Below are 12,962 nucleotides of genomic sequence, written 5' to 3'. Positions count from 1 at the left end.
ATGTAATGTGCATAGGAAATCACCCGTACGTCACAACTAGTCATAACAAAATAGAGGAGAGGTCATCAGGTGATAATTTGTGATTACTCTAATCGTCATAAACACCACTGCTAATTTCGACGCAAGTTCGATGTAATTGTGAGCGGAGGTTGAACAGATGTCTCTTTTTCGTCGTCAGGCTGTCGAGGCCCAAGGAAAGCGGCTACAAGGCGAGGTGTGGCTTTCCCAACCTTTGTCACTGCATGTGTTGGCTTCGACTTTGCTTTGTATTGTCTTGTTGGTGGGGACCTTTATTGCGTTGTCAGATTATGCGCGAAAAGAGACAGTGAAAGGTTATCTTAAGCCGGACAAAGGAATGGTCAATGTCTATGCTGATGGGGCAGGTGCAGTAAGGCGACTGCATGTTAAAGAGGGTGAAGTCATTCGTAAGGGTCAGCCCTTGGTGACTATTTCTAAAGTGCGCTCTTTAGCGTCGGGAGGAGAACTGGAGCATTCCTTGACTGAGGAGATTTCACAGCGGCTGGTATTGATTCAGAAAGAAAGGGATAAAAGAAAAATAGTCATGGAGTTAGAGGAAAACAAACTGCATGAAGAATCAAAGTCGCTAGAGCTATACTTAAATACCCTTCAGACTCAACGAAAAACATTGCTTCAAAGGTTGTCACTGAAAACCAAGTTGTTCGCAAGAGCTGAATCTTTATATAAAAAGCAGTTTATTTCACACGTTGAATACCAGAGTCAGAAAGAGCAACTGCTACTTGTTCGTCATGCCGTGGAACAGGCTGAGTCTGACATTGCTAATGTGAGAATGAAGCAAAATCAGACTAAGTTAAAATTAGAAGACCTTCCGCAGCGAAGCCAACTTGAACAAGTAGAGCTGGATAGGCGTCGTGTATCACTTCTTCGTCAGCAGAAAGAGGTGGAGAATAGATTTCGGTACGTAATTCGTGCCACCACTTCTGGAGTAGTTACTGCAATCCGTATTTCCGATGGAGAGTTCTTAAAGTCAGGAGTGGCCTTGCTTAGTATTCTGCCGGAGGGAGCAGTTTTGGTCGCGGAGCTGTTGCTCCCAAGCCGCTCTGCAGGATTTGTTAAGAGCGGTGCTATTACGAGGCTTAGGCTTGATGCATTTCCTTATCAACGATTTGGCTCTATTGAGTCCACTGTTAGTCAAGTCGACAAGGCGATTTTAACTTCACACGATGTCCGATTACCGATCGAATTAGGAGAATCTTTTTACCGCGTTCGGGCAAATCTACCTAAGCAAAGTATCGATGCTTATGGGTACGCTATTCCCCTGAGAAGTGGGATGTTACTTGAAGCTGATATTATCTTAGAGCGTCGATCGCTGATGCAGTGGCTACTCGATCCCATCTATAGCCTGAAAGGGAGGATCGGCTGATGTCTGATGCTGTAAGTACAGACTCTCTGGATTTTACTGGCATAAGGCGAGTACCGGTGATCCTTCAGGCTGAAGTCGCGGAGTGTGGCTTAGCCTGCCTTGCCATGGTAGCAAGTTACTTTGGGAGAAAGGTTGACCTCCCAGCGATGAGGAAGAGATTTAGAGCCAACCTGAAAGGAATGAACCTTCAGGAGATGGTAGAGGTTGCTAATTCGTTGGGGTTGGCAAGCAGAGCCCTGAAATGTCCATTGGAGGAGATTGGTAAGTTAAAAACTCCATGTGTAATTCACTGGGACATGAACCATTTTGTTGTGTTGAGCAAAGCCAGTAAAGCAGTGGTGACTATAATTGACCCTGCTACGGGTCGTAAGCAAATGAAGTTAAATGAGTTTGCAGATCATTTTACGGGAATTGCACTGGAGCTCACGCCGACGTCTGATTTTACACGAAAAGATGACCGAGAAAGAATGACGCTGAATCAGCTTTGGACCAAGATGGTTGGTTTTAAAAGAAGTTTAGTTTCTCTTCTTGCAATGACTTTATTAATTCAGTTGCTTTCATTGTTGTCGCCCTACTATATGCAATGGGTGGTTGATGAAGTTTTGTTAAGTAGAGATTCATCTCTTTTGAAAGTGCTTGCGATAGGTTTTTCTTTGTTGGTTATCATAAATGTCGTTGTTTCAGTTGTCCGTAGCTGGCTAATCGTGAGGTTGTCCGCTCAGTTTAATTTTCACCTAGGTGTAAACCTACTTCATCACCTTTTTCGGCTTCCAATGAGTTTTTTCGAGTCCAGGCATATAGGGGATTTGGTTTCTAGGTTTGGTTCTTTAGCTCAGATACGAGAGAGGTTGACTACAGGACTAGTTGAAACATTTGTTGATGGGATAATGGTACTTACAGTCTTGATTGTGATGTTTGTTTATGATGTTAGGTTAACCTTCATTGTTTTAGCTGCTGTTTGCCTTTATGCTATCTTAAAACTGACTCTATATCGCTCTTTGAAAAGGACCACAGAGGAGTCTATACGAGCTTCGGCAGCAGAGCAAAGTACCTTTTTGGAGAGTATTAGAGGAATACAAACAATTAAATTGTTCGGACGAGAGTCTCAGAGGCAAAATCTCTGGCAGAACCAGTATGCAGAAGTAATCAATGCAGATATCAGGCTGGGGAAATTAGAAATTAGCTTCGATTCTGTCAATAAACTGCTTTTTGGACTAGAGAATGTGGTCGTAGTTTATGTTGCGGCACTTGCAGTAATGGATGGAGTCTTGAGTGTTGGAATGGTCCTGGCCTACATGGCTTATAAACAACAACTCACTCAGCGTGCCTCCAACTTTCTTGAGCAGCTGATGATCTTTCGGATGTTGAGGCTACACATTGAGAGAATCTCTGATATCGCTTTGGCTGAAGAGGAGAAGCATAGGGAAGGAACGGATACTCTGGATCAGGCTCAGGGTGGCTTAAGAATTCGTGGTCTGGAATATGGTTATGAACCTTCGCAGCCCCCTTTGTTTGAACAGTTAGCTTTTGATGTCATGCCGGGAGAGCATGTTGCGATAGTTGGGCCGTCAGGAAGCGGAAAAACAACGTTGATGAAGTTGCTCCTTGGGCTTATAGAGCCAAATGCTGGAAGCATCTATTTGGATGGAGTAGAGATTCGAGGGCTTGGCAACAGGCGTTATCGGGCGGAGGTCGCAGCTGTGATGCAGGACGATACACTGCTTACTGGCTCTGTGGCAGACAACATAACATTTTTCGACCCTGAGCCAAATATGTTATGGATGCAAAAGTGTGCACAGATTGCGTCCATTCATAATGAGATACAGAAGCTACCAATGGGCTATAGCAGTTTAGTTGGAGATATGGGAAATCAATTTTCAGGTGGCCAAGTTCAACGAATTTTGCTCGCTCGGGCTTTGTATAAGCGACCAAAAATTTTGTTTCTGGATGAAGCTACTAGCCACCTGGACCTAGAGAATGAAGCAAGAATATTACATGAGATCAATGGGTTGACTATGACTAGAATAGTGATTTCCCATCGTCCGGAGACAGTTAAGAACGTCACTAGGGTATTGGTGATTGACTCTGGTTGCATTTCTGCAGTCGATGTCGCTAATTGGGAGACTGGTCTTATAAAGAATTTAGGCTCAACTGAGGGCCTAAATCAAGGGTCCTAACACCCTTGAGCTGGCGCTTGGTTTATAAGCAAACTATGTTTATGTATCAAGCTTATTTAAACATGGATGTAAAATAGGATGTGATATGAAGGAATTGCAATCGGAACAGTTGGGCTCAGTTACTGGTGGCTCTTTTAGCCCTGGCGAGCTTGCTGGTGCTATGGGGGCAGGGTGTGTTACCGCAGTAATGGGGGCTTCTATAGCTACAGGTGGTACATCAAATGTGGCCTTTGGTCAGGTTTGTGCTGCTGGAGCAGTTATTGGTGGCTTTGGGTACTTGTTTGGTAAATTCATTGAACAATACTAAACTTTATCGGAGGGGAGGTCATTAGGCCTCCCGATGAAATATGACAAACATTATTTATAGCTTTTCATTTGTTTTTTTTGCCACGTCATTTTTTAATGATGTTATCTTCAATATAGATTCTAGGTTGTATGTATATATTACTTCAGCACTCTTAACCATTCCTGTGGTTTACTTTTCTAAAAAAAATCTTAGGGATGGAACAGGTTGAATTGGGGATTTATTGTGAGATTTATTTGCCCAAGTTGTAAGGTGAGGCTAAGTCATAAATGATATGCTTCACCTTGCATAGGAAAAATCTGGTATTTATTCACCTTAAGATAAAGATATTGCTTCAAAGGCTATGTGTGGAATTGTCTACTCTTCCTCATTTGCTACCATGATATTATTTGAGCAAGTGATGGAATTGAAAGTCCATTATGAGAATGGTTGGCGGCAATAGGGGAGGCCATAATGCTATGATGTGCAAAATCATTAGCTTTCTGAGAGTGATACTTTTCTGGCTTTCTTTGATTTGTATTTTTGTTTTTATTTCTGCGGCAGGGTGTGAGTATAAAGCAAAAGGTTTTTCTTATGATTTCTTGGAATGCATTATGTGGGTTGGTTTAGCATTAATGTATACGTCAATATTCTCTAAGGAAGTAAAGTATTGAAAAATGCTGTATTCACATCATTGTTCGGTCTTAACTGGACAACTGACTAAATTAACACTAGAGTTTTTTGTTGAACCTTGCCTTTTGAATAGTAATTTTGTATCTGGGTTACATTCTGTATGGATAAGTCTGTCGATTTTTATTTAAGCTTAAGATTTGTAGTCTGAATTAACCAGTTTATTCCGCTTTAACCCCCGGTACACGTTCTTGCACAGCTTCGCCAGGCGGGAGATGTCCCCCAGCTTGGGCGTTTCGCCGTGTTCCAGTCGGGTTTCCCAGTCGCACAGCTCAGTGTCCACCAGTTCCAGCAATTTCTTCGGGCAGCCTACACAGGTGTCGCCACAGATCTCCGCTTCGGGCACGCCAAAGGGGAAGGCGTCCCTTACCTGTTCAATCAGTTGGGCCATGGCGGTGCGGCAGTCGGGTTTCACTGTGGTTGCTGTGCTCTGAAAAAGAAAAGGCCCAGTCTCGTTGACTGGGCCTTTGTCGTCAATGCGTGGTTGGCGCTTAGGCCAGCTTCGGCAACATCGGCTTGAGGAAGCGGGCGGTGTGGGACTCTTTGTGAACCGCCACCTCTTCCGGGGTGCCGTGCACCAGAATCTCGCCGCCACCGGAGCCGCCTTCCGGGCCCAGATCCACAATCCAGTCCGCAGTCTTGATGACGTCCAGGTTGTGTTCAATGACCACCACGGTGTTGCCGTGGTCGCGAAGGCGGTGCAGTACGTCCAGCAGCAACTGGATGTCCTGGAAGTGCAGGCCGGTGGTGGGCTCATCCAGAATGTACAGGGTCTTGCCGGTATCGCGCTTGGACAGCTCTCGGGCCAGTTTCACCCGCTGGGCTTCACCGCCGGAGAGGGTGGTGGCTGACTGGCCCAGGCGAATGTAGGACAGGCCGACGTCCATCAGGGTCTGCAGCTTGCGGGCGATGGCGGGCACCGGGTCGAAGAACTCGCGGGCTTCCTCGACGGTCATCTCCAGCACCTGGTTGATGTTCTTGCCCTTGTAGTGCACTTCCAGGGTCTCGCGGTTGTAGCGCTTGCCCTTACACTGGTCACAAGGCACGTACACGTCCGGCAGGAAGTGCATCTCTACCTTGATCACCCCATCTCCCTGACACGCCTCGCAGCGACCGCCGCGGACGTTGAAGGAGAAGCGTCCTGGCTTGTAGCCACGGGAGCGGGCTTCATGGGTGCCGGAGAACAGCTCACGGATTGGGGTGAAGATGCCGGTGTAGGTGGCCGGGTTAGAGCGCGGGGTACGACCGATGGGGCTCTGGTCGATGTCCACCACCTTGTCGCAGTTGGTCAGCCCCTTGATGGCGGTGTAAGGCGCCGGTTCTTCCACGGTGGCGCCGTTCAATTCCCTGTGGGCAATCTTGTAGAAGGTGTCGTTGATCAGGGTGGACTTGCCTGAGCCGGACACACCGGTGACGCAGGTCATCAGGCCACAGGGGATGGTCAGATCCACGTTCTTCAGGTTGTTGCCTCGGGCGCCAGTCAGCTCGATGACCTTCTTGGCGTCGTAGGGGGTACGCTCCTCGGGCACGGCAATCTGTTTCTTGCCAGACAGGTACTGGCCGGTGAGTGAGTCCTTACTGTCGCAAATGGTTTTGTAGTCGCCCTGGGCCACCACCTGACCGCCATGCACCCCGGCGCCGGGGCCAATGTCCACGATGTGGTCGGCGGTGCGGATGGCGTCCTCGTCGTGTTCCACCACGATCACCGTGTTGCCCAGATCCCGCAGGTGGGTGAGGGTGGCCAGCAGGCGTTCGTTGTCTCGCTGGTGCAGACCGATGGAGGGTTCATCCAATACGTACATTACCCCCACCAGGCCGGCGCCAATCTGGCTGGCCAGGCGGATGCGCTGGGCTTCGCCACCGGAGAGGGTCTCGGCGGAGCGGTGAAGGGTCAGGTAATTCAGGCCCACGTTCACCAGGAAGCCCAAACGGTCGTTGATCTCCTTAAGCACCTTCTCGGCAATCTGTGCCCGCTGGCCCTGCAGTTCGATGCTACTGAACCACTCCAGCGCCTGACCGATGGACCACTCCGACAGAATCGGCAGGTTGATCTCCTCGATGAACACGTTGCGCGCCTCTTCCCTCAGGCGGGAGCCATCACAGCTGCGGCACTTGGTGGTGCTGATGTACTTGGTCAGCTCCTCGCGCACCGAGTTGGATTCGGTCTCTTTGTAGCGGCGGTTCATGTTGTTGAGGATCCCCTCGAAGGGGTGGTTGCGGGTGACCACATCGCCGCGATCGTTGACGTATTTGAAGGCGATGCTGGTGCGGCCGGAACCATTAAGAATGACGTCCCGCGCTTTCTTGGGCAGGTCCTCGAAGGGTTCATCCAGGTCAAACGTATAGTGCTCCGCCAGGGACTTGAGCATCTGGTAGTAGTAGAAGTTGCGCTTGTCCCAGCCACGGATGGCGCCTTCGGCCAGGGAGGCGGTGGGGTTAGTGACCACTCGCTGTTCGTCGAAGAACTGCTGCACCCCCAGACCGTCACAGCTGGTGCAGGCCCCAGCGGGGTTGTTGAAGGAGAAGATGCGCGGCTCCAGCTCGGCCATGGCGTAGCCGCAGATGGGGCAGGCGAAGTTGGCGGAGAACACCAACGGTTCAGCCTCGGCGTCGTCCATGGCCGCCACCTTCACCACACCGCCGGACAGCTCCAGGGCGGTCTCGAAGCTTTCCGCCAGGCGTTGGGCCAGGTCGGGGCGCACCTTGAAGCGGTCGATCACCACTTCGATGTCGTGTTTGACGTGCAGTTCCAGCGGCGGTGGATCGGACAGGTCGCACACCTCGCCGTCGATGCGGGCGCGGATGTAGCCCTGGGCCGCCAGGCCCTCCAGCAGCTTGGTGTGTTCGCCCTTGCGTCCCTGAACCACCGGCGCCAGCAGCATCTGCTTACTGCCCTCCGGCAGGCTCAGTACTTTATCCACCATCTGGCTGACGGTCTGGGCCGCCAGAGGCTGCCCGTGAGTGGGGCAACGGGGCTCGCCGACACGGGCAAACAGCAGACGCAGGTAGTCATACACCTCGGTGATGGTGCCCACGGTGGAGCGCGGGTTGTGGGAGGTGGACTTCTGTTCGATGGAGATCGCCGGCGACAGGCCCTCGATGTGGTCCACGTCTGGCTTCTCCATCAGCGACAGGAACTGACGGGCGTAGGCGGAGAGGGATTCCACGTAGCGCCGCTGGCCCTCGGCGTACAGGGTATCGAACGCCAGAGACGACTTACCTGAGCCGGACAGGCCGGTAATTACAATAAGCTGGTCTCGGGGTAGGGTCAGGGAGATGTTTTTCAGGTTGTGGGTGCGGGCGCCGCGAACGTCAATCTGATCCATGATGCTGCCGGTTGGAAAAAGAATTTGAGCAGTATCGCATATTCTCTATTCGCTGGGCACTTCAAGGAAATCGATGGTCTTAATCTGCATTGTAAAGGCGAGTTTTCGGAATAGTGGGACAATCAGTGCCGAATCGACCCTGTGAAGGTGAGAAAGCTCTGTTAAACTGTCGCCCCTCTGGCGCCGAGAAAAACAACGATTTTGAGGAAGTAGATTGTGAGTAATGGGTTAAACCCAACAGAACGCAGAGCGGCCTTTACCCTGGCCAGCGTGTATGGGCTGCGGATGTTCGGTCTGTTCCTGATCATGCCGGTGCTGGCGATCTACGGCCAGCACCTGGAAGGCTTCTCTCCCATGTGGGTGGGCCTGGCCATCGGTGGCTACGGCCTGACTCAGGCACTGCTGCAGATCCCGGCGGGGATGCTGTCCGATAAGATCGGTCGCAAGCCAGTGATCACCATAGGCCTGATCCTGTTTATCCTCGGCAGCCTGGTGGCCGGCATGGCGGAGTCGATTCAGATGGTGACCGTGGGTCGTGCCCTGCAGGGCATGGGTGCGGTGGCGTCGGCGGTGCTGGCTCTGGCCTCGGATCTGACCCGTGAAGAGCAGCGTCCCAAGGTGATGGCGGTGATCGGCTCCTTCATCGGCCTGGCGTTTGCCGTCAGCCTGGTGGCGGGTCCGGCGCTGGCTGAGACCATGGGCCTGTCCGGTCTGTTCTACCTGACCGCGGTGCTGGCGTCTGCCGCCCTGCTGGTGGTGCACGGCCTGGTGCCCAACGCGGTGCGTCAGGCCCCGACCGGTGATGTGGTGGCGGTGCCCAGGCGTTTCCTGAAGATGCTCAAGCATGGTCAGCTGGTGCGTTTGGACATCAGTATCTTCGCTTTGCACTTCATCATGTGCGCCCTGTTCGTGGCCCTGCCCATCGCTGTGGTCGACAGCGGCCTGCAAGCCACCTCTCACTGGATGCTGTATCTGCCCGCGTTGCTGCTCTCCTTTGTCTTTATGGCACCGATGATCATCTACTCGGTGCGCAAGCAGGACAGCCGCCGCCCCTTCCTGATGGCGATGTTGTTGCTGGCCGGCTCCATGCTGATCATGGCCTCTGCCCATCACAACCTGTGGATCCTGGGTGCGGCCACTCTGGTGTTTTTCACCGGCTTCAACTATCTGGAAGCCTCACTGCCGACCCTCATCTCCCGCCTGAGTCCGGCCGGGGACAAGGGCTCAGCCATGGGGATCTACTCCACCAGCCAGTTTATGGGCGCTTTCTTCGGCGGTTCCATCGGCGGTGGCATGTACACCATCTTCGGTGCCGAAGGGGTATTCCTGGTGTGCGCAGGCTTGACCCTTATTTGGTTTATCCCCATGCTGGGACTTAAAAATCCCAAGTCCGTCAAGAGCATCACCATGGATGCTCATATCAATGACGACGCCCACGCCCAGGCGCTGGCGGGAAGACTGCTGACGCTGCCCGGTGTCGCCGAGGTGACCCTGATCCTGGATCAGCAGGCCGCCTATCTGAAGGTGGAGTCGGAGTTCGATATCGAGCAGGCAAGGCAGGTACTGGCGGGCTAACTTTAGTCAACTCGGAGGACAATATGGTCAGAGGTTTGCTCCTGGCACTGCTGTGTTGGGTGAGCGCCGTGTCGGCGGCTCAGAAGGTGGATCACCTGAGTGTGAACCAGGTGGTGTCCCGCTCCAATGAGCCTCTCAACCTGACCATGAACGTTGTCGGCGACCCCTTCGTGGTGCAGCAGTTGCGCTTCTTCCTGCTGCAGAACGGCAACCGCTACCCCCTGGCCCGGAAAATGGATGGCGATTTCCTCATCCATCTGAACTCACAAGTGCCCGCTCGGGGCTCCCGTATCCAGGTGGTGGTCACCAGCCTGTTTCAGGATGAGCCGGACAAGCTGATCTACTTCAACATTGATCTGGACCCTGCCTCAGGAGGGGTGCCCACGGTGACCCGCAAGGTGGCTCAGGATGCCTCTGTGGCCAAGGCCACCGAGGTGGCGCCCAAGCCGCCGAAACCCCGTAAGCAGGAATTGAAGCTCTGTCCCATGGAGGGGCGCTCTTTCTGGAGCATGGCCCGGGAGACGGCGCCGGCTTTGGGCGTGGGCCACTATGGCGCCATGTTGGCGCTATTCCAGACCAATCCGGAGTGTTTCCCGGGTGGAAATCCCAATCAATTGATCTGCAAAGAACTCAGGTGTCCGGACCCCGATTCTCTGCGGGAGTGGCAGGATGAAGCCGCAGCCAAAGCTCGCTTCAAGGAGCTGATGAAAGCCTCTGGCAAGTGATGATTCCGGCCCTGTGCTGTGGTAACCTTTGCCGATTACAACAAGTTCAACATTGGAGACAACGATGGCCAGCCGTGGCGTCAATAAAGTGATTCTCGTTGGTAACCTGGGACAGGATCCCGAGGTTCGTTACATGCCAAACGGTAATGCCGTGGCGAACATCACCGTAGCAACCAGTGAAACCTGGAAAGACCAGCAGGGTCAGCAGCAGGAGCGCACTGAGTGGCACCGTGTTGTGATGTTCCGTCGTCTGGCCGAGATCGCCGGTGAGTACCTGCGCAAGGGCTCCAAGGTTTACCTGGAAGGCAAACTGCAGACTCGTAAGTGGCAGGACAACAATGGCCAGGACCGTTACACCACCGAAGTGGTTGCGGAAGAGATGCAGATGCTGGATTCCCGTGGCGGCCAGCAAGGCGGCGGTTTCCAGGGCGGCCAGCAAAGCGGCGGCTTCCAGGGCGGCCAGCAAAGCGGCGGCTTCCAAGGAGGCCAGCAAGGTGGTGGTTTCCAGGGTGGCCAGCAAAGCGGCGGTTTCCAGGGTGGCCAGCAAAGCGGCGGTTTCCAGGGTGGTCAGCAGCAGTCTGCTCCCCGTCAGGCAGCCCCTCAGCAAAAGCCTGCCGCTGCGGCTCCTCAGCAAAAGCCTGCCGCGCCTCAGCAGCAGAACCAGCAGCAGAGCTACACCCCGGATCTGGACGACGGTTGGGACGACGATATCCCATTCTAAAACCGGCCCGGTTTCCTAGCGAATATCAAAAAGCCCCGTCACTGACGGGGCTTTTTCGTTTCGGCACTCAATCCCAGAGCTTGCTGATGCCCCAGGCGGCTGCGGCAATCAGTGCCACAGGCGCGGCGGCGGTCAACACGGCGCCGGTGGCCATGCCTCCCCCAAGCACTCCTCCGGCGGTGGCCATGCCCGAGGAGATGGCGGCGGCACCTGAAGTGCCGGCCGCCCCCAGAGTCGAGGCTACCGCTGCCCCGGTGGTGCCGGCAGTCGCCGACATGATGGTGGCGGCGGAGCCCCCGGCGACGGCGGACGCGGTAGTTGCGGCGGTTCCTGCGGTGGCGGTGGCGCCGGCGGCGCCAATCACGGATGAAGTTTTGGACATAAGGATTCCCCTTTGAGTGATGTTGGTATTAACAGGAGGTGGCTTCCATGCGGCGCAACTGGCTCCGCAGGTTGAGATAGGCGCGGCGATCACTAGGGGTGGCCGGAATGACGGCGATTTTGCCCCAAGGGGTGATCAGCTTGCCGTGCTTACGCCCCTTTCGGAAGGTCCAGCCCTTGGCGATGAACTGTGTCACCAGGGCGGCGATGCTGGGTTCTCTGCTGTATTTCATCTGATGCTCCAAGAGCTGACTAACTCGATGAAATCAGGATAAAATGGCCGCAAGAAACCTAAAAGGTACAATTTGGTTGTACCAAAATGGGAAGTGTTGTTATGCCAAGAATCGACCACAGGGCCATGGGGGTCCACCACGCCTTGGATCTGATGGTGTCGGCTCAGATCCGCTTGTCACCGGAGCGGGACCTGGAGCGCTACGCCTGGCTGTTAAAGCTGACTGACCGGCTGTCACAGAAGCTGGAGGCGCAGCCGGAGAAACACCGGCCTTATCTCGCTCACTACGTGCTGTGCTTGTTCCAGTCTGAGGTGTGCGAGCGCCACGTGAAAGCGACTCATTGGCAGCAGTTTATGACCCAAAACGCCGCGGGCAGCACCGGCATTGAGGAGAATAAGATCAAGGCGCTGCAAGAGTACAACGCCGACTTTCGCCGGGCCCTGGTTCGCAGCCTGCTGCAAACGCTTACTGAGAGAGCCGGGCTGGATTTTTCTCTGGTTGACACCTTGTGCGGTGAGTTGTTGGATGATGCCGACCTCACGTCGCAACAGGTCGCCCCTGAGTATCTGCTGGATCTGGTGATGAATGCCTATCTGGTCTCCGACCCCTTGGCGCCGCTGAAGCTGCTCAGCTATGGCGTCAGTAAGGGCTTTCTCCGTACCGAAGCGATCCACCCCAGTGATGAGGTGCCGGACCACTTTGCCGAGCCCATTGTTCGACTGGCGTTGTGGCGGGAGTTTCAGACTGTGGCTCATAGGGTGTGGGAGACCGAATTTCGTCGCGGCATCAAGGAGGAGACTCGAGACTTTGACTCTGAGTTGTTGATTGATGAAAAGCCTGTAGCGCTCACGCACACCAGCCGCAAGCTGACCGTCGACATGGCGCTGATGGAAACGCCGGCAGGTCAGCGGCTGATTCGCTCTCTGTTTGTCGGGCCAGGAGCGCAAGGCTCTGCGATGGCGGTGGCCCCCATGACCAAGATGGATCAGTCACGCCAGTCATTGGCCAAGCTTCTGGAGTATGTTGCTTCAGACCGATCCCGGCAGCTGTTTGTGGATAAGCAGGGGCGGGACTACCGTTTCGGCAAAATGCTCTCCATGACCTGTGCCCTGCAGTTCCACCTGTTCCTGTTTGGTCAACGCGAGAGGCTGGACTTGCCGGTGTTCTCCGGCGGTGATGAGCAGAAAGCGAGCATGGCAACGGAGCTGTCCAAGAGGTTGCGACAGAAGTTTGGTATCAGCATCAGTGCCAAAACGCTGTATCAGACTCACAAACAGGATCGAGAGGGCCTGTATCCGGCACTGTGGCGCCAATGGCAGATCTTTGCGCTGGTGCACTCAATCAATGTGGCCAATTGGTATGAGCATCAGTGTTACTGCAGTTGCATTCAGGAGCGGGTTGCTCAGTTGTCTCAACGCCAGTCTTGAGTGAACAGGTGGAAGCGAGGGG

At 53.7% G+C, this 12,962-nt stretch carries 11 protein-coding genes; 7 read left to right on the top strand and 4 right to left on the bottom strand.

Annotated features, from left to right (window positions below; genetic code table 11):
• The first annotated feature begins 157 nt into the window (after positions 1–157).
• From G505_RS0100605 to G505_RS22925, 3 genes are all read left to right on the top strand, one after another.
• On the top strand, positions 158–1,402 hold the full coding sequence (locus tag G505_RS0100605; protein WP_028107821.1) for a beta-barrel domain-containing protein: 1,245 nt from the start codon (positions 158–160) through the stop codon (positions 1,400–1,402).
• On the top strand, positions 1,402–3,579 hold the full coding sequence (locus G505_RS20145) for a peptidase domain-containing ABC transporter (protein ID WP_051215761.1): 2,178 nt from the start codon (positions 1,402–1,404) through the stop codon (positions 3,577–3,579). The genes G505_RS0100605 and G505_RS20145 overlap by 1 nt, the downstream gene beginning before the upstream one ends.
• Positions 3,580–3,664: 85 nt before the next feature.
• Positions 3,665–3,886: a hypothetical protein gene (locus G505_RS22925; RefSeq protein ID WP_157508939.1), complete on the top strand. Its 222-nt coding sequence runs from the start codon at positions 3,665–3,667 to the stop codon at positions 3,884–3,886.
• A gap of 799 nt (positions 3,887–4,685) precedes the next feature.
• Here G505_RS22925 and G505_RS0100590 read toward each other — a convergent pair.
• Together G505_RS0100590 and uvrA are read right to left on the bottom strand one after the other, a co-directional pair.
• On the bottom strand, positions 4,686–4,943 hold the full coding sequence (locus tag G505_RS0100590) for a hypothetical protein (protein WP_051215760.1): 258 nt from the start codon (positions 4,941–4,943) through the stop codon (positions 4,686–4,688).
• Between the two features lie 100 nt (positions 4,944–5,043).
• Positions 5,044–7,878 carry an excinuclease ABC subunit UvrA gene (gene uvrA / locus G505_RS0100585; RefSeq protein WP_028107819.1) on the bottom strand — a complete coding sequence of 945 codons (2,835 nt, stop codon included), beginning with the start codon at positions 7,876–7,878 and terminating at the stop codon, positions 5,044–5,046.
• Between the two features lie 213 nt (positions 7,879–8,091).
• Between uvrA and G505_RS0100580 the strand changes: the two genes are divergently transcribed.
• From G505_RS0100580 to ssb, 3 genes are all read left to right on the top strand, one after another.
• On the top strand, positions 8,092–9,453 hold the full coding sequence (locus G505_RS0100580) for an MFS transporter (RefSeq protein WP_028107818.1): 1,362 nt from the start codon (positions 8,092–8,094) through the stop codon (positions 9,451–9,453).
• Positions 9,454–9,476: 23 nt separating this feature from the next.
• Positions 9,477–10,178 (top strand): type IV pilus assembly protein FimV, encoded by a 702-nt coding sequence (locus G505_RS0100575; RefSeq protein WP_028107817.1) that lies wholly within the window; start codon positions 9,477–9,479, stop codon positions 10,176–10,178.
• A gap of 64 nt (positions 10,179–10,242) precedes the next feature.
• The gene (gene ssb, locus G505_RS0100570; RefSeq protein ID WP_028107816.1) at positions 10,243–10,899 is read left to right on the top strand and encodes a single-stranded DNA-binding protein; all 657 of its coding nucleotides are present in this window, start codon (positions 10,243–10,245) and stop codon (positions 10,897–10,899) included.
• Between the two features lie 67 nt (positions 10,900–10,966).
• Here ssb and G505_RS23420 read toward each other — a convergent pair whose 3' ends face one another.
• Both G505_RS23420 and G505_RS0100560 read right to left on the bottom strand, forming a co-directional pair.
• Complete coding sequence (locus G505_RS23420; RefSeq protein ID WP_028107815.1) at positions 10,967–11,281, bottom strand: hypothetical protein; 315 nt, start codon at positions 11,279–11,281, stop codon at positions 10,967–10,969.
• 28 nt (positions 11,282–11,309) lie between these two features.
• Entirely contained in the window at positions 11,310–11,513 is a 204-nt protein-coding gene (locus G505_RS0100560; protein ID WP_035384937.1) for a hypothetical protein, read from the bottom strand.
• 101 nt (positions 11,514–11,614) lie between these two features.
• On the opposite strand from G505_RS0100560, the gene G505_RS0100555 reads away from it, so the two are divergent.
• Positions 11,615–12,940, top strand: coding sequence for a hypothetical protein (locus tag G505_RS0100555; RefSeq protein WP_157508936.1), 1,326 nt, complete (start codon positions 11,615–11,617; stop codon positions 12,938–12,940).
• Positions 12,941–12,962 lie beyond the last annotated feature (22 nt).

It is taken from the genome of Ferrimonas futtsuensis DSM 18154 (assembly GCF_000422645.1).
Classification (GTDB): domain Bacteria; phylum Pseudomonadota; class Gammaproteobacteria; order Enterobacterales; family Shewanellaceae; genus Ferrimonas; species Ferrimonas futtsuensis.
The sequence above is the reverse complement of the archived record's forward strand: the minus strand, read 5'-3'. Positions and strand labels throughout refer to the sequence as shown.